At 67.5% G+C, this 16,782-nt stretch carries 17 protein-coding genes and 1 tRNA gene; 2 read left to right on the forward strand and 16 right to left on the reverse strand.

Annotated features, from left to right (window positions below; genetic code table 11):
- Positions 1-217: 217 nt before the first annotated feature.
- Entirely contained in the window at positions 218-706 is a 489-nt protein-coding gene (locus tag J2739_RS05130; RefSeq protein ID WP_309899214.1) for a c-type cytochrome, read from the reverse strand.
- A gap of 26 nt (positions 707-732) precedes the next feature.
- Positions 733-1,110, reverse strand: coding sequence for a cupin domain-containing protein (locus tag J2739_RS05135; RefSeq protein WP_309899216.1), 378 nt, complete (start codon positions 1,108-1,110; stop codon positions 733-735).
- Positions 1,111-1,253: 143 nt separating this feature from the next.
- Here J2739_RS05135 and J2739_RS05140 point away from each other — a divergent pair, with 143 nt between their 5' ends.
- On the forward strand, positions 1,254-2,156 hold the full coding sequence (locus J2739_RS05140) for a LysR family transcriptional regulator (RefSeq protein ID WP_309899218.1): 903 nt from the start codon (positions 1,254-1,256) through the stop codon (positions 2,154-2,156).
- A 195-nt stretch (positions 2,157-2,351) separates the two neighbouring features.
- Here J2739_RS05140 and J2739_RS05145 read toward each other — a convergent pair whose 3' ends face one another.
- The 14 genes from J2739_RS05145 to J2739_RS05210 form a co-directional block, all read right to left on the reverse strand.
- On the reverse strand, positions 2,352-3,263 hold the full coding sequence (locus J2739_RS05145; protein WP_309899220.1) for an SMP-30/gluconolactonase/LRE family protein: 912 nt from the start codon (positions 3,261-3,263) through the stop codon (positions 2,352-2,354).
- Between the two features lie 30 nt (positions 3,264-3,293).
- Positions 3,294-4,199, reverse strand: a complete 906-nt coding sequence (locus tag J2739_RS05150) for an amidohydrolase family protein (RefSeq protein WP_309899222.1) — start codon at positions 4,197-4,199, stop codon at positions 3,294-3,296.
- 3 nt (positions 4,200-4,202) lie between these two features.
- Positions 4,203-5,174, reverse strand: coding sequence for a tripartite tricarboxylate transporter substrate binding protein (locus tag J2739_RS05155; protein WP_405053828.1), 972 nt, complete (start codon positions 5,172-5,174; stop codon positions 4,203-4,205).
- A 56-nt stretch (positions 5,175-5,230) separates the two neighbouring features.
- Positions 5,231-6,220, reverse strand: coding sequence for a tripartite tricarboxylate transporter substrate-binding protein (locus J2739_RS05160; RefSeq protein ID WP_405053829.1), 990 nt, complete (start codon positions 6,218-6,220; stop codon positions 5,231-5,233).
- 197 nt (positions 6,221-6,417) lie between these two features.
- Positions 6,418-7,347, reverse strand: coding sequence for an NAD(P)-dependent oxidoreductase (locus J2739_RS05165; RefSeq protein WP_309899224.1), 930 nt, complete (start codon positions 7,345-7,347; stop codon positions 6,418-6,420).
- Positions 7,344-8,033, reverse strand: a complete 690-nt coding sequence (locus tag J2739_RS05170; RefSeq protein WP_309899226.1) for an RraA family protein — start codon at positions 8,031-8,033, stop codon at positions 7,344-7,346. Before J2739_RS05170 ends, J2739_RS05165 begins: the two co-directional genes overlap by 4 nt.
- 51 nt (positions 8,034-8,084) lie before the next feature.
- Positions 8,085-9,008 carry a Bug family tripartite tricarboxylate transporter substrate binding protein gene (locus J2739_RS05175; protein ID WP_309899949.1) on the reverse strand — a complete coding sequence of 308 codons (924 nt, stop codon included), beginning with the start codon at positions 9,006-9,008 and terminating at the stop codon, positions 8,085-8,087.
- A 59-nt stretch (positions 9,009-9,067) separates the two neighbouring features.
- The gene (locus tag J2739_RS05180; RefSeq protein WP_405053830.1) at positions 9,068-9,976 is read right to left on the reverse strand and encodes an amidohydrolase family protein; all 909 of its coding nucleotides are present in this window, start codon (positions 9,974-9,976) and stop codon (positions 9,068-9,070) included.
- A 26-nt stretch (positions 9,977-10,002) separates the two neighbouring features.
- Positions 10,003-11,013 carry a Bug family tripartite tricarboxylate transporter substrate binding protein gene (locus J2739_RS05185; RefSeq protein ID WP_309899228.1) on the reverse strand — a complete coding sequence of 337 codons (1,011 nt, stop codon included), beginning with the start codon at positions 11,011-11,013 and terminating at the stop codon, positions 10,003-10,005.
- A gap of 133 nt (positions 11,014-11,146) precedes the next feature.
- A complete protein-coding gene (locus tag J2739_RS05190; RefSeq protein WP_309899231.1) occupies positions 11,147-12,046 on the reverse strand; it encodes a LysR family transcriptional regulator in 900 nt (299 codons plus the stop codon).
- Positions 12,047-12,529: 483 nt separating this feature from the next.
- Complete coding sequence (locus tag J2739_RS05195) at positions 12,530-12,796, reverse strand: hypothetical protein (RefSeq protein WP_309899233.1); 267 nt, start codon at positions 12,794-12,796, stop codon at positions 12,530-12,532.
- A gap of 349 nt (positions 12,797-13,145) precedes the next feature.
- Positions 13,146-13,222: transfer RNA gene (locus J2739_RS05200), tRNA-Pro, on the reverse strand.
- A 39-nt stretch (positions 13,223-13,261) separates the two neighbouring features.
- Complete coding sequence (locus J2739_RS05205; protein ID WP_309899235.1) at positions 13,262-13,966, reverse strand: glutathione binding-like protein; 705 nt, start codon at positions 13,964-13,966, stop codon at positions 13,262-13,264.
- Positions 13,967-14,064: 98 nt separating this feature from the next.
- Entirely contained in the window at positions 14,065-15,747 is a 1,683-nt protein-coding gene (locus J2739_RS05210; protein ID WP_309899237.1) for an FAD-dependent oxidoreductase, read from the reverse strand.
- A 141-nt stretch (positions 15,748-15,888) separates the two neighbouring features.
- Between J2739_RS05210 and J2739_RS05215 the strand changes: the two genes are divergently transcribed.
- Complete coding sequence (locus J2739_RS05215) at positions 15,889-16,758, forward strand: GNAT family N-acetyltransferase (RefSeq protein WP_309899239.1); 870 nt, start codon at positions 15,889-15,891, stop codon at positions 16,756-16,758.
- The last annotated feature ends 24 nt before the right edge of the window (positions 16,759-16,782 follow it).

Consider the following 16,782-nt stretch of genomic DNA (forward strand, 5'->3'; position numbering starts at 1 on the left):
CTGGCTTGCCAGGCCTTCGCTCGCGGCATGGAGCGGGCGCTCGAGCCGACGACGCCCACTGCAGCCCCTCTCTTCGGACCCAGGAAACCGGTGAGGCGCGCGCCACGCACCGCGAGAAGGGCCGAGCACGCCAGGAAGGCCTGAGCGTCGAGGACCGCGAGCCCGGAAAGAAAAAAAGCCGGCATGGACCTGAGTGATGGTGCATGGCGCGCGGCCGTCAAGGAAACTGGATCACCGGCCCGGACACCGGCTGACCGGGCGGGACGTAGGCCGGCGCGGGCAGGCCCGCGGGACCGGCGGCCTTGACGTACCGGTAGATGGCGCGCAAGTCGGTATCCGACATCGCGCGGATGTTGAACCAGGGCATGGGCGGACGCGGCTCCATCGTTCGGGCATGCCGCAGCCACTGCGCTTCCGTCATCGTGGCCATGAACAAGCGAAGATTGCCGGGGTAGGTCGTACCCCACGGGCCTCGCCAGCCGACGACGTCGCCGGTGAGCCAACTGGCCTCGGCCGTCTGGCCGCCGCGCTGCGCATAGCCGGGCGAATGGCAATCGTTGCAGCCACTGGTCTGCACCAGATAGCGGCCGAGCGCCACGGCGTCACGTGGGCGTTCACCGGCGCGCGCACCGAAGGCCGGACCGACGACCGCAGCGATGCAAAGTGCCGCCAAGGCCAGGCCCCACGGCAAGGGGAATGCCTTCATGAGTTTCTCCTTGATCCATGAATGCGTCACGTGCGCCAGGGCAGGTCCAGCGGCTCGCCGCCAGGCTCGCGAGTCATCACCGGGGTGGCTGCAAAGATCCCGATCGTCTCCAGCGGCATCGGCCCGACGTTGAAGATCTGGTGCACCTGTCCGCGCGGAAGCACGACGGTTGTGTCGGCGCCAAAGCGTTGCACCTGACCATCGCTGTGAACCTCACCCCAGCCACCAACGCACAGCACGACCTCGTCGCAGTCGTGGCAGTGCGCGGGCGTGGCGCCGCCCGGTGCCATGGTCTGGCGCCAGACGGACAACTGGCGCAATCCGTCGGCTTCGCCGGCCCAGGTGCTGTGCAGGATGCCCGGCAGTTCGCAGGGCTCGGGAGGACGTTGATGGATGAGGGGCATGGCTGAATCTCCAAGGCTTGAATCGGTTGGCGCAGGCCGGATTGCGCTGCGGTGTTCGCAGTGTGGCCACGCTCGATTGATTCGAGAAGACCGTGCGGTGTCTTAACATTGACGGCATTTATTCTTCAATCGAGGCGTACGCGATGCACGGGCTTCAGCAGTTCATGGCTTTTGCCGCTACCGCCAAGCACGGCGGCTTTGCCGCCGCGGCCCGCGAGCAGGGCCTCGCGCCGTCGACGCTGGCCAAGGCCGTCGCGCGACTGGAAGCGACGCTTGGCGTGAAGCTGTTTCACCGCACCACTCGGCAGGTGACGCTGACACCCGACGGTGAGCGGCTGTTCCAGCGATGCCAGCGCGTGTTGGCCGAGGTCGAGGACTTGCAGGCTGAGGCTTCAGGCACGCGTGCCGAGCCCACGGGCAGCCTGCGCATCGACTTGCCAGTGTTCTACGGCAAGAAGTTCGTGATGCCGCTGCTGGCGCAACTGATTCGTCAGCACCCCGCCTTGAGGCTGGACGTGCGGCTGACTGATACCAAGGTGGACCTGATCCGCGACGGCATCGACCTGGCGGTGCGCATTGGGCAGATGCAAGATTCGACGCTCGTCGCGCGGCGCGTGGATCAGCAGGGTCTTGTCTTGTGCGCGAGCCCGGCCTACCTGAAGGCGCACGGCGTGCCGCGCCGAATCGAAGAACTGGGGAAGCACGCGACGGTGGTGTTCCGGCTTCCTACCAGCGGGCGCGATCGCCCGTGGCAATTCCGCCAACGCGGGATCGAAGTCGAGTTGTCTCCGGCACCCCATGTTCGCGTCAACGAGACCGAGGGCCTGCTGGAGGCGGTCAAGCTGGGAACGGGCATCTGTCAGCTTCCGGATCTGCTGGTCGAAGAGGAACTCGCGCGAGGCGAGCTGGTGGAACTGCTGCCCTCATGCCGTCCGGAGGCCATGCCCATCTCCGTCGTCTATCCATCCGGGCGCCTGATTCCGTCACGTGTGCGCGCGGCGATCGAGATGCTGAACGCGCTGCGGGGTCGGTCGGCGCGTGCTTGAAAGGTCCCAGCGGGCGAGGCGTCTTGCCGTCTTGAGCGGAGGGCGACGCTCACCACAGCGGCCGGCAGTGGTCGAGCCCGTTCGCATGTGGGCAAGTCAGTGGCTTGTCCACGTGGCCTTGAGCGCAGGGTTGAGGTTCCGGGCGGGAGTTCTCACCTTGGGCCGGCTGCGCAGGATAAGGCACGAACCGCCTCATCAGAGCCGGAGAGGAAGTCCCCGCACCTTCATCTCCACGCAAAGAACTCGACCACGCGTGGAGTCGGTGACGTACAACGTTCTCCGACCCGAGTTACCGAATGCCAGGTTGGTAATCGACGCGCCAGCCGCGCCGCGAAGCACCTCGACCGGCTCGGCGCGCGCGTTGAGCACCCATACATAGCCGAGGCCTGGGTTGGCCACCAAGAGCCGGCCATCTTCGTCCACTGCCAAGCCATCAGGCCCGCTAGGCCCATAGGACGTGAAGAATTGGCTGACCTTCGAGACGCTGCCATCCGGCAAGAGAGGCACCCGCCAGACGCAGTTCCCGCGCGTTACTGCGAGGTAGAGCACCTTGCCGTCCGGCGACAGTGCCACGCCGTTGGGGCTGGGCACGTTGTTCAGTAGCAGGTCGAGCTGGCCGCTCGGGCGCAGGCGGAAGAGCCGCCCCGTGGGGTCGTGCAGGCCGCTCTGGCCCTGGTCGGTGAAGTAGAGATTGCCCTGCGCGTCGAAGATCAAGTCGTTGAGGCCTTTGAAGCGCTCGCTGTTGCGACGCTCGAGGTAGGGGCTGACGAGGCCCGACGCCACGTCCAGGCGCATCAGGCCGTTCTTGTAATCGGTGATGAGCAGCGTCGTGGCATCCAGGAACTTCATGCCATTTGGCTCGCCGTCGTATTCCGCCACCAGCGTCCATGCGCCTTGCGGGTCGATGCGGAAGACCCGGCCCCACGGGATGTCGCTCACGTAGAGATTGCCGGCGCCGTCGAACACCGGTCCCTCCAGGAAGGAGTCGGTGGCTGCACCGCCGCGGTTGGCATCGGCCCAGGCGCTTCGCTGGGGACGTCGAAACGCGTCGGGCATGGCGCTGAATAGTGTGAGTTCGCGGACGGTCGGGGGCTGGATCAGGAACATGGCGATGAGAGGAGAAGTTGCGTGACGGATCTATCCGCCGGAAGGCGGACTCGCGAACCCGTAGAGCCGCGCGGGGTTGTCGACGAGGATCCTGCCGATGGTGCCGGCATCACCATCGCACCAGGCCTGCAGCGTGTCCAGCAGGGCCGCGTCGTCCACGGTTCCCGGTGCCTCGGTGGTGTGGGGCCAGTCGCTTCCCCACACCAGGCGCTCTGGCGCCGATCGCACCAGCGCGCGACCCAGCGGCCACGTGTCCGCATAGGTCGGCCCGCCGATGGCCGATCGCATGTAGGCGCCGGAGAGCTTTACCCACGTGTTGCCGCCATCCAGCAGCCGCCGGACCGCGTCGAAGCCGTTGGCGCTGGGGCCCTGCGCCGGATCGATGCTCGCCAGGTGGTCGATCACCAGCGGCACCGGCAATGCCGCGAGGTCCGGCGCCAGCGCGACCACCTGCTCGGGGTGCATGAAGACCTGCACATGCCAGCCGAGCGGCGCCACCTTCCGGGCCAGCGTCGCGAGCATCTCCGGCGTCGTCGTGCCCCACGACTGCGGCGTCACGAAGTTCACGCGCAGCCCGCAGATGCCCTGCGCGGCGAGCCGGTCCAGCGCCGATGCGCCAACTTGCGAATCCACCACCGCCACGCCGCGCGCATCGTCGCCCAGCTGCGCGAGCGCATCGAGCGTGCAGGCGTTGTCGGTGCCGTAGGTGGACGGCGTGACGACTACCGTGCGTGACGTGCCCAGCCGCTGCTGCAGCTGCCGATAGGCGACCACTGGCGCATCGGGCGGCTGCCTACGCCAATGCGGCGACGGCGGGAAACGCGTGTCGAAGATGTGCATGTGGCTGTCGCAGGCCCATGCGGGCAGTCGGTGCGATGGCCGGCCCAGGCCGACCGAATGCGGCACCGGCTGCGACAGCGGAGGCAAAGGTTGCATCGCTCAATCCAGCTTGATGTCGCCCTTCTTCACCACGTCGCCCCACTTCGCGTCTTCCTTCTTGAGGAAGGTCGCGAACTCGGCCGGCGTCGAGCCCACGGGCTGGGCGCCCAGGTCCCTCAGGCGCTGTTGCACTTCGTCTTCCTTGAGAACGTCGACGACGGCCTTCTGCAGCTTGTCCGCCACGTCCTTCGGGGTCTTGGCCGGCAGGAACATGCCGTTCCACTCGAAGGCCTCGTAGCCGGGAACCACAGTCTCGGCCACCGTGGGAACGTCGGGCAGGCGCGGCGAACGCTGAGGCGAGGACACGGCCAGCGCGCGCAGCTTGCCGGCACTGATCAACGGGTAAGTGGCCGCCACGGTGCCGAACATGAAGTCGACCTGGCCGCCCATCACGTCGGCAATGGCGGGGCCGCCGCTCTTGTAGGGCACGTGCACCATGTCGAGCTGGAGCTTCTGCCGGAAGAGCTCCGTGGCCAGGCGCTGCACCGTGCCGCTCCCGCCCGAGGCGAAGTTCAGCTTGCCGGGCGTGGCCTTGGCCTTGGCGACGAGATCCGCCACTGTCTTGTACGGCGAATCGGCCTTCACGATCAGCGCGTTGGGCGCGACCAGCACCAGCGACAGAGGCTGCAGCGCATCCGCCGCATAGGGCATGCGGGGGAAGAGATGCGGGTTGATCGAGTACGGCGTGGCGTCGTAGAGCATGGTGTAGCCATCGGGGCTGGCCTTTGCGACGTAGGCCACGCCGATCGTGCCGCTGGCGCCGGCGCGGTTGTCCACGATCACGCTGGTGCCCAGCTTCTCGCCCATGCGCGCAGCCAGCACGCGCGCGACCGCATCGGCGGCGCCGCCCGGGGCATAGGGCACGACGATCGTGATCGGACGGTCGGGGAAGGCGGCGTGCGCCGCCAGCGCGGTCAAGGCGACGGCGGCCATGGCGATGCGGCGGGTGACGGCAAAAAGAGGCAAGGACATCAAAGGTTCTCCTGGTGTTCGTTGGAAGGCGCGACGCGGTTCGGCGCGCGGAGTCGTCATTCGGTCTTCAGATCGAGCTCGCGCGCGATGCGGCTGTAGCTCTGCACTTCGCGCTGCAGTTGAGTGCCGAAGGATGTGCCGCACACGCTGCGCGCATCCATACCCAGCCCGCGCAGCTTGTCGACCGTGGCGGGCGCCTGCGCGAAGGCCTGGGCGGCCTTCTCCAGCGCGGCGACGATCGCCGGTGGTGTTCCTGCCGGCGCAAGGAGTCCGTACCAGGCATCGGCGCTGTAACCCTTCACGCCCGCCTCCTCGAAGGTCGGCACTTTCGGCAATAGCGCCGAGCGCTGCGGCGAGGCGACCGCGAGCGCCGTGAGCTTGCCGGACTGCACCTGCGGCAGGACCGACCCCAGCGTCGCGAAGGAGCTGTCGACCTGCCCGCCCACCAGGTCCGTGACGGCCTGCGCGGCGCCCTTGTACGGGATGTGGTTCATGGTCGTGCCGGTCAGCCGGGTGAATTGCTCGCTGGCGAAATGGCCGGAGCTGCCGGTCCCGGGCGTCGCATAGGTGCGCTGGCCCGGCTTGGCCTTCACCTGCTGCAGGAACGCCGCAAGCGTCGGCGTCTGCATGGCAGGGCCGACCACGAGCACGGTCGGGCTGACCGCGACGGTGCAGATCGGCGCAAAGGAGCGCACCGCGTCGAACTTGACCCGTGCGCTGTAGAGCGCCGGGATCATCGCGTGGTTGGTGGCGCCAACCAGCAGCGTATAGCCGTCCGCCGGGGCGCTGGCGACCGCCTCGGCGGCGAGGATGGTGTTGGCACCCGGCTTGTTGTCCACCACGAAGGGCTGCCCGAGCGAGCGCGATGCGAAGTCCGCGAAGGCGCGGGCCACCACGTCGGTCGGGCCACCCGCGGAGAAGCCGACCACGATGCGAACCGGCTTGGTGGGATAAGCGGCAGTTTGGGCCGAGGCCGGGGCGGCCAGCAGCGCGGCCGCCGCCAGGATCGACATGGCAAAGAGGAGTTGATGGGATGGATGGGACATGGTGTTCACTTTCAATCGAGGGCCACCGGGGACGCACACGATGCCGGCCAGTGCCTGCGGCGCGCCCGAGCATCGTTCTTCTTCTCGGAACAGAGGAGGTCATGGTTGTCCCGTTTCTTTTCGGGTTCGGCGACCGTTTGCCGCCACATGCACCGCGCCCGAGCCTGCGAAGGCGCCGAAGCGCGCTCCCTTCCGCGCTAGGCGTTGGCCGTGGCCCGCCGCGCCAATACGGCCAGCAGGTTCTTCGCGGCACAGACACCCATGTTCACGTAGGCATCGCTCGTCACGCCGCCGATGTGCGGGCTCAGGACGATGCGCTCCTGGCCTTGGAACGGGTGTCCGGCGGACATCGGCTCCGCCGCAAAGCTGTCGAGGCCGGCGCTCGCCACCTGCCCCGACCGGACCGCCGCGAGCAGATCTGCCTCGTTGATCAACCCGCCGCGCGCGGTGTTGACGATGACGACCCCCGGCTTGCACTTCGCCAGCGTCTGCGCATCGATCAGGCCGCGGTTGTCGTCGGTCAGCGGGCAGTGGAGCGAGATGGCATCCGACTCGCGCCAGATGGTGTCGAGGTCCACCGATGGGATGTAGGCCGGGAGGTTCGTCGCATAGGGATCGAAGCCGATGACCCGCATTCCCATGGCATCGGCCATCTTCGCGAACCGCTGGCCGATGGCGCCGAGCCCGAGCAGGCCGACGGTGCGCCCGCCCAGTTCGAGGCTCTTGTGCGTCGCCTTGTCCCAGTGGCCCGCATGCATGCGTGCGTTCAGCTGCACCACGGACTTCGCGCAGGCCAGCAGCAGCGCCAGCGCCTGCTCGGCCACGGCGGCCGCGTTGGCCCCTACGGCCGCGACCACTTCGATGCCGCGCGCCTTGGCGGCCCCCTTGTCGATGGTATCGGTGCCGCTGCCGTGCTTCGAGATCACCTGGAGCGAGGGCGCCGCGTCCATCACGGCCGGGCCCACCTTGCCGTAGCGCACGATGATCGCGACAGGATCATGCGTCTTGCAGAGCGCGATCAGTCCGTCCTCGGTGGGGGTCTTGCCCGCGTACACGACCTCGTGGCCTTCGAGCAGGGCCAGTGCCTGGGGTGCGAGGTCCGCGCCGGTCACCAGGACCTTGCTCACAGCGCCTCCCCTTCCTTGAGGACGCCCGCGGTGCGCAGCGCGCTGGTCAGCCATTTGGCGGCGGTGTCGCCTTCCTTGATGGCGGCGATGCGGGCCGCCTCGTCGCGCACCTTCTTGGCTGCCGCGGGCAGGAGGGACTCGATCTTCTCGCGCTCGACCACGACCACGCCGTCAGCGTCGGCGATCACGAAGTCGCCGGGGTACACGGTGACCTCGCCCACCGAGACCGGGTGGCCGATGCGCCCGCCGATCGCCTTGGTGGGGCCGTTGGGGTTGGTGCCGATCGAGAACACCGGGTAGTCCATCTCGTCGATCTCGATGCTGTCGCGGCAGGCGCCGTCCATCACGACGCCGGCGATGCCGAGCTTCTGGCAGGCGGTCATCATGATCGTGCCCATCAGCGCGGAACTCTGGTCGCCCTTGCCGTCGATGACGAGCACGTCGCCCGGCTTCGCCATCGCAATGGCGGCATGGATCATCAGGTTGTCGCCGGGGCGGACTTCCACGGTGAAGGCGGTGCCGGCGAGCTTCATGCGCGGACGAAGCGCCTTGATGCGGCCGTGCATCGCGCCGCGTCGGCCGGCGACGTCGGCCAGGATGGCGGGCTGCAGTTCGGATGCCTGGGCCACGATGTGCGCGGGAACGCGTTCGAAGTCGCGAATGATGTCGGGGGTGTTGGTGGACATGGTTGGCTTTCGAGAAAAGAATCAGGACAAAGACGGGGTGAAGCGGGACGGTCAGTCGGCCTTGACGTTGGCGTCCTTGATGACGCGGGCCCACTTGGCGAGGTCGGCCTTCTGGGTGTCGGCGAGCTGCTTCGGCGTGCTGCCGACGAGGGTGACGCCGAGCTTGTCGGCCATGGCGACGACTTCGGCGTCCTTCAGGATCCGCACGATGTTCTCGTGCAGGCGCTGCACCACGCGCGCTGGTGTGCCTGCAGGCGCATAAACCGCCTGCCACTGCTCGACCACGAAATCCTTGAAGCCTGCCTCGCCCATGGTCGGCACGTTGGGCAGCGACTTCAGGCGCGCCGCCGAGGTCACGGCCAGCGCGCGCAGCCGCCCGCTCTGGATGTGCGGCAGCGCGGCGGCGACGGGCGCGAACATGAAAGTGGCATGGCCCGCGAGCACGTCCTGGATCGCCGGCGTGTCGCCCTTGTAGGGCACGTGCGTCATGCGCGTGCCGGTCTGCAGGCGCAGCAATTCGCCCTGCATCTGCAGGATGGTGCCGTTGCCGCCGGATGCGAACGAGAGCACCTCCGGCTTCGACTTGGCTTCGGCCACGAGCTCCGCCACGGTGCGGAAGGTCTGGCCGTTGCCGACGATCAGGACGTGGGGAATCGTGCCGATCAGCGTGATCGGCTCGAAGGCCTTGACCGGGTCGTAGGCCATCTTGGGCAGCAAGCTGGGCACGATGGCCTGGGGGCCGATGGACGTCCCCAGCAGGGTGAAGCCATCCGCCGGCGCCTTGGCGACGAAGGCCGATCCGATCGTTCCCGTCGCGCCGGCCTTGTTGTCGACGATGACGGTGGCACCGAGCGAGGTGCCCAGGCGCAGCGCGATGGCGCGGCCCAGGATGTCGGTCGTGCCGCCGGGCGGGTACGGCACCACCCACGTGATGGGGCGGCCTGTGGGCCAATCCCCCTGCGCGCGAACCGGCATGGCGGCCAGGGCGATGCAGGACACGGCGAAGGCGCCGAAGGCGCGTCGATGGCGAGAAATCACTTGTGTTCTTCCAGAGCTTGGACGTCGAAGCCGTAGAGCACGGCGGGGTTGGCGACGAGGACGCGCCGCAGGGCGTCGGGCGTTTGGGTCCATGCGGCGACCAGTTCCATCTGCCGCGCGTCGTCGGGCATCGGCTGATGGCCTGCCGTGGCGGAGGCATGCGGCCAGTCGCTGCCCCACACGACCCGGTCGGGTGCGGCCGCGAGGTAGCTGCGCGCCAGCGCCTCGACGTCGGCGTAGTCAGGCGGGCCGGCCTCGCTGACGATGTAGGCGCCCGACAGCTTCACCCAGGCCCGACCGCCGTCGAGCATGCGCAGCACCAATCCATGCGCCGGATGCTTGCCGGCCTGCGACGGCGCGATGCGGGCCAGGTGATCGAAGACGACGGGCACCGGCAGCTGCATGAGACGGGATTCCAAAGCGGCCAGCACGTCGGGTGGCGCCAGCAGCTGCAGGTGCCAGCCCAGGGGTGCGACGCGCCGGCCCAGGGTCTCCAGCTGGTCCGTCGAATGCGTGACGCCCAGCGAAAGGTTCATCCGAATGCCGCGCACGCCGATGTCGTGCAATGCCTGCAGCTCGGCTGCGCCGGTCCGCTCGTCGATCACCGCCACGCCGCGCGCACGGTCGCCGAAGGCGGCGAGCGCTTCGCGCATGGCGGTGTTGTCGGTCCCGTAGGTCGACGGCGTCACGAAGACGACGCGCTCGGTCCCGGTGCGCCGCTGCAGCTGCCGGTAGTCCGCGACGCTTGCGTCCGGCGGCGTCAGCCGTGCACCGGGCACTACCGGATAGCGGCTGTCATAGACGTGGATATGGCAGTCGCACGCGCCTGCTGGCACGTCGACGCTGGCACGACCCGTCCCTGCGGAGAACGGTGCGCTGAGCGCATCACTGTTCAACGCCTGCATCTTGGGACTCCGGCTTCGTGACAGTCTCAGTCGACCTTGGCACCCGACTCTTTGACGACCTTGCCCCAGCGCACCGTCTCCGAGCGGATGTACGCGCTGAAGGCTTCCGGCGTGCTGCCTCGCACCTCCGCACCTTGCGCGGCGAGCTTGCGCTTTACCTCAGGGTCTTCGATGGCCTTGTTGAAGGCGGTGTTGAGCTTGGCGACCACGTCCTTGGGGAGACCGGCAGGCCCGACGACCCCGAACCATGTGGCGGCCTCGAAGCCCTTGAACCCGGATTCGTCCACGGTAGGCGCGTCCGGGAGGTCGGCGGTGCGCTTGAGCGAAGTGACGACGATCGGGCGCATCTTGCCGCTCTTGATGTGGCCGATCAGCGTCGGAATCGACGACATGTACATCTGGATCTGGCCGCCGATCAAATCGGTCGTCCCCTGCGCCGCGCCCTTGTAGGGCACATGCGTGAACCTGACATTCGCGGTCTTCTGGAACAGCTCGGCGGCGAGGTGGGCGACGGTGCCGCTGCCCGAACTCGCATAGTTCAGCGCCTCCGGCTTGGCCTTGGCCGCGGCCACGATGTCGGCCAGTGTCTTATACGGCGAGTCTGACGACACCACCAGCACGAGCGGCGCGCTCGCGACCAGGCCGACGGGCGTGAGATCTTTGTCGACGCTGTACGGCAGCTTCGTGTAGAGCGTGGGATTGATCGCCAGGTTGCTGGTCTGCCCGAGCACCAGCGTGTAGCCGTCTGGCACGGCCTTCGCGGCCGCGTCGACACCGAGGTTCCCGCCCGAGCCGGGCTTGTTGTCGATCACGATCGACCAGCCGTTGGAGGTCGCCACCTTGTTGGCGACCTCGCGTGCGATGAGGTCGGTGCCGCCGCCTGCCGGGAACGGCACGATCAACCGGATCGGGCGCGACGGATAGGCAGCCTGCGCGGATGCGCCGATCGGAGCCACGAGGGGAACGTTTGCCGCGATGGCGGCGACAGCGATGAGGAGGCGACGCGAAGCGGCGCTGCGGGTGCGAACGATCAGCATGAACTTGTCTCCGTTGGTCGAACTGCTCGGCCCTATGGATGGACCGGTGCATTCGTGGAGTGCAAGTATTCGCGCTGATGTCAGCGCGGTCTAATCAATAATTTCTTGAAATCGATAAATCCCGCTTGGGGTATCAACCCAGCGTCGCCGCAGCGTGCTTCGCCAGCAGACCGATCAGCCGCTGCGCTGCCGGCGACACATAGCCGCTCTCGCGGTACGTCACCACCATGCGTCGACGCATCGTCGTGTTCTTGATCTGCACTTCGCGCAAGGCCGCACCGGAGCGCCCCTCCTGCAGATGCAGGCGTGAGATAAAACTCAAAAGGCCGGTTTCATTGATGAGGCTGGGAAGCATCAGCAGCATAGTGCTTTCCACCTGCACGACCGGGCGCGGCTGGCGGTGCCGGTCAAAGGTCTGGTCAAGCCAGTCACGCGTGGGTGCGCCGGGTGGTTGCAGCACCCACCGGTAGCCTCGAAGGTCCTTGAGCGTCGGCTTGGGCTTTCGGAAGATTTCGTGCGTGCTGTTGGCAGCGACGACGATCAGGTCCTCCGCGAGGAACTGCGAGGTGAAACCCGGTTCCTTGCTCCCTTCGGTTCCGACCATGAGGTCGATCTCGCCGGCGTGAAGGAGCGGCGTCAGGATGTCGCCGAGGCCGACCGTTGTTCGAAGAGTGATGCCCGGTGCCTCGGCCATCAGCTCGCGCGCGGCTGGCGGGAGCAGGAATTGCGCTGCCGTCGGCACGATGCCTACGTTGATGGTGCCCTTGAGGCCACGGCCGATGTCGCGGATCTCGCGACGCGCACTCTCCACGTCGAAGCGCGTCCGCTGCGCCCACTTCAGCAGGGCATGGCCGGCTGTGGTCAGGGTGATGCCGCGCCCCGTCTTCTCGAAAAGGGCGGCGCCGCATGCCTCTTCCAATCGCCGGACACAACTGGTCAGCGCAGGCTGCGTACGGTGCAGCCGCTCGGCGGCCCGCCCCATGTGCTCGAGTTCGGCGATCACCTCGAAGTACTGAAGATCGCGCAGATCCATCGTCAGCCGGCGCCTTGGCTCACGGAAGCACGGTGCCCACGGCAGACCCCAAGCCCGATGCGCACCGCGCCTTCGGCTTCGCACTGCCAACACCTCGACTTCATCATCGTTCCCGAAGGGCCAGTCCACCTGATTCGACCCGTCTGCCCAAGCGTTTCCGGGTACTTCCGTGCGAGCTGCCCATCAATAGCTGCGTCGACGGCCCTGAACACCCGGTCCTGAATTGCTTTCAATCGGGCGCCCCCTCGTCGACACGGTCGAGCAGTTTTTCGTCTTCGACCAGATGCAGCGCGTACTGGTCACGCACAGGGTCGAAGCTTACGACGTCAATCGTCACGCTTGGCATGTCTCCTAGCTGAGTTGAGGGTTCACGTTGGGACCGCTTCTGGGCCGGTAGCTGGCCTCGGCGTTCGCAAGACCGGGCTGTTGAGGACGCGAGTTGCTGCCTGAGCTTGTTCAACTCGCTTAGGTGCGAGCCTGCAGTCAGTTGCACTCGCCGCTTTCCCCAAGCACGCCGATGCGCGCGCCGTCCACGACAACTTGCAATCCCGCGGGCACTGCGAGGAATTTGACCTTCATGTCGGGCTCAAGAACTCGTAGAAACCCTTCTGGTCCGTCCTCAAGCATGGTGAACATCCAGCCGACCTGAAGGCTCTCACCGCTTCGGAACTTCATGCCGTGGGCAACCCGCTGCTCGAAGAACCGCAGGAGGCAGGAGATGTCTTCCGCCAGCATGGCGTTGTTCGACACGCGAATCTGAAACTCAGGATGGTTGCAGCGCTTGCAGTCGGTCGTTGCGTAGACCGACGATGTTCTCGACCGCTCCGAGGGCAGTTTTCGACCGGATGCTGAGAAAACGGAGCGCAGAGACATGTTCCCTTAAGGCATGGTGGCAATCGTGACCGAACCTCGGCTATTAAGCAAAATTGGCTCGGTGGACGAGTGACGGCTGCTCGGTACAGTGTGTCCCCGCCCCTCTTTGCTTCTCCTTCACGGGCGTGCTCGAGAACGTGGACACTGGCGAAAAAACGTAGGCAAAGTGCCATTAAAGCAAAATGCCGATACAGGCGGTAAACCCATATCGGCATTCACTTTTTCATGGTCGGGGCGAAAGGATTCGAACCTTCGACCCTCTGCTCCCAAAGCAGATGCGCTACCAGGCTGCGCTACACCCCGACGAGCCTGCGATTCTAGCCTGGGCGGCGTCGCAACCCGTCAGCGGCGTTCGTATTGCGTCTTCCCGAACAACACCTCGCGCTCCTTGTCGCCGGTGATGGGTTGGCGCAGGTCTGCCAGCACCTTGACGCCGCGCTGCACCGCCGGTCGGGCAGCGATGCCTTCGAACCACTTCTTCAGGTGCGGGAAGTCCGTCAGCACGATGCCCTGGCCCTCCCAGTTGCGCAGCCACGGGAAGATGGCGATGTCGGCGATGGTGTAGCTGTCGCCGGCAATGAAGGCGTGGTTGGCCAGCTGCCTGTCGATCACGCCGTAGAGGCGCCGCGCCTCGTTGCTGTAACGGTCGATCGCGTAGGCGATCTTCTCGGGCGCGTAGAGCCGGAAGTGATGGGCCTGCCCGAGCATCGGGCCGACGCTGCCCATCTGGAACATCAGCCACTGCAGCACTTCGTAGCGGCCACGATCGCTCGCGGGCATGAAGCGGCCGGTCTTGCCGGCCAGGTAGACCAGGATGGCACCGGACTCGAAGAGCGAGATCGGCTTGCCGTCCGGCCCGTCGGGGTCGGTGATGGCCGGGATCTTGTTGTTCGGGCTGATCTTCAGGAAGCCGGGTTCGAACTGATCGCCCTTGCCGATATTGACCGGGTGCGCGCGGTAGCGCAGGCCGCACTCCTCCAGCATGATGTGGATCTTGTGGCCATTGGGGGTAGGCCAGGAATAGACGTCGATGGGCGCTTGGGACATGCGAGGGGTTCCACGGATGAAGGACGGCCGGCCAGCATAGCGGCCGGTGGTCTTTCGTGCAGGACGCTTCCCGGATGCCGGCAGCGCCGCGCCGCCTTTCAGGCCTCCACGGTGCTCGGGGCCAGGTGCTTGTGGATCAGCGCAACCACGGCCGCGCCCTCGCCGATGGCGCCGCCCACGCGCTTGACCGACCCCGAGCGCACGTCCCCCACCGCGAACACGCCGGGCACGCTGGTCTCCAGCGCAGCGGCGGGGCGGGCAGGAAAGCCGCCGCGCGCGGCCGCGCCCGTGAGCACGAAGCCGTGCTTGTCGACCTTGACGCCGCAGCCTTCGAGCCATTCGGTCTCCGGCACCGCGCCGATGAACAGGAAGATGTTGCGGGCCGGGCACGCGAATTCGGCGCCGCTCTGCCGGTCGCGCCAGCTGGCGCCATCGAGTCCCGAATCGGGCTCGCCATGCAGGCGGATCAGCTCGGTGTGGGGATGGAGCTCGATGTTGGGCGTGGCCTCGATGCGGTCGATCAGGTAGCGCGACATGGTCGCCGCCAGCGAGGGGCCGCGCACCAGCAGGTTGAGCTTGCTGACATGCTGCGACAGGAAGACCGCAGCCTGGCCGGCCGAATTGCCGCCGCCGACCAGGGCCACCTCCTGGTGGGCACAGAGCTTGGCTTCCAGCGCCGAGGCCCAGTACCAGATGCCTCGGCCTTCGAAATCGGCCAGCCGCGGCACCTCGGGCCGGCGGTAGCGGGCGCCGCTGGCGATCACCGCCGTCCTCGCGCGCAGCCGCCGGCCGTCGGCGAGGCGGACCGAGATCTCGCCACGGGTTTCTGCGGCGCTGCAGTCCATGGAGGCTGCCTGGGCCGGGATCAGCATCTCCACGCCGAATTTCTGCGCCTGGACAAAGGCGCGGCCCGCCAAGGCGCCGCCCGAGATCCCGGTCGGGAAGCCCAGGTAGTTCTCGATGCGCGCGCTGGCGCCCGCCTGGCCGCCGAAGGAACGGCAATCGATGGTAATCACGCGCAGGCCCTCGGAGGCCGCATAGACGGCGGTGGCGAGCCCGGCCGGCCCCGCACCCACCACCAGCACGTCGAACAGCTCGTCATGCTCGGCGGAATCGACCATGCCCAGGCACAGCGCCAGCGCGTGCTCGCTCGGATTGGAGGCGACCGACCCGTCGGGGCAGACCACCAGCAGCTCGGCCTCACCGTACTGCTCGAGGAGAGCCTGGGCGTCGGCGTCCTCGGAGGCATCCACCACGTGATAGGGGTGCCCGTTGCGGCGCAGGAAATTCTGCAGCCGCAGCAGGCCGGGCGACTGCGGCGGCCCGATCAGCACGGGGCCGCTGCCGCCCGATTCGATCAGCGCTACCCGGCGCAGGATCATGGCGCGCACCAGGCGTTCCCCAAGGTCGGCCTCCGCGATGATCAGCGCGCGCAGCTGCTCGGGCGGGACCAGGAGCGCTTCGACGTCCTCGTCCGCATGGCCGTCAACCAGGGCTGGGCGGCCCGAGAGCTGCGCGATCTCGGCCAGGAACTGCCCCGGCCCCTGGCGTTCGATCGGCACCACGCGGCCCAGGCCGTCGCGTTGCGTGATCGCGACGATGCCCTTCAGCACCACGAACATGCCGGGGCCGGGCTCGCCGGCGCGGAACAGGCAGTCGCCCCGGGCGTACCGAAGCAGGCTGCCGAAGCGGCGCACGCGCTCGATCTCGGCGTCGCTCAGCGTGGGAAACATCTGGTGGTGCCGGCTTTCGATGGTGCGGGCGGGGGCTTCAGCGGTCATGGGGAGAACTCCTGGGGGCGCATCGCTCGGCATTAGACGCCCAAACGCCGAAATCGCGCGACACGTCATGCAACTGCCATCGGAGTGACACGCGTGTTTCATTGCATCCCCACAGACTTCGTCGGCAGAAAGGGTCCCCGCATGAAAGAACTGCCCACGCCGACGTTTCCGTTCTCGCAACTGGGATTGCGCGCCTCCCTGTGGCCCGCCCCGGTCCGCACGCCGGCGACCGTTCCCCTGCCGGCCCCCATCGTCGCCGTGCCCGAGGCGACCCACACCGCTCGCGGCGGCATCAGCGTGAGCTGGGCGCGCCACCAGGACGACGTGCGCGCCGCGCAGCGCCTGCGCTACGAGGTGTTCGCCGGCGAGATGGGCGCGCGCCTGACCACGCCCCTGGAAGGCCACGACGTCGACCTGTTCGACGATTTCTGCGAGCACCTGCTGGTGCGCGACGAGGGCACGCGCCAGGTCATCGGCACCTACCGCGTGCTGACGCCGGCCCAGGCCCGGCGCGTGGGCAGCACCTACAGCGACACCGAATTCGATCTGACGCGCCTGCGCGACCTGCGCGAGCGCATGGTCGAGCTCGGCCGCAGCTGCGTGCATGCCGACCATCGCCAGGGCGGCGTGATCCTCGCGCTGTGGGGCGCGCTCGCGGCCTTCATGAACCGCAACAAGCTCGACACGATGATCGGCTGCGCCAGCATTCCGATGTGGCACAACGGCGTGACCAGCGGCGATGCCGCCGCCAGCATCTGGCGCCAGCTCTCGGTCACGCACATGGCGCCGATCCAGTACCAGGTGCAGCCGCGCCTGCCGCTGCCGGTGCATCGGCTCGACGGCGACCTGGACATCGAGCCCCCGGCCCTGATCAAGGGCTACCTGCGCCTGGGGGCCAAGGTGCTGGGCCCGCCGGCCTGGGATCCGGATTTCAACAGCGCCGACCTGCCGATGCTGATGCGCATCGACGAGCTACCGGCGCGCTACCGCAAGCATTTCCTGGGCGATTGACAGCCGGGAAACGGCGTCACACAG

It is taken from the genome of Variovorax soli (assembly GCF_031454625.1).
GTDB classification, from domain to species: domain Bacteria; phylum Pseudomonadota; class Gammaproteobacteria; order Burkholderiales; family Burkholderiaceae_C; genus Variovorax; species Variovorax soli_A.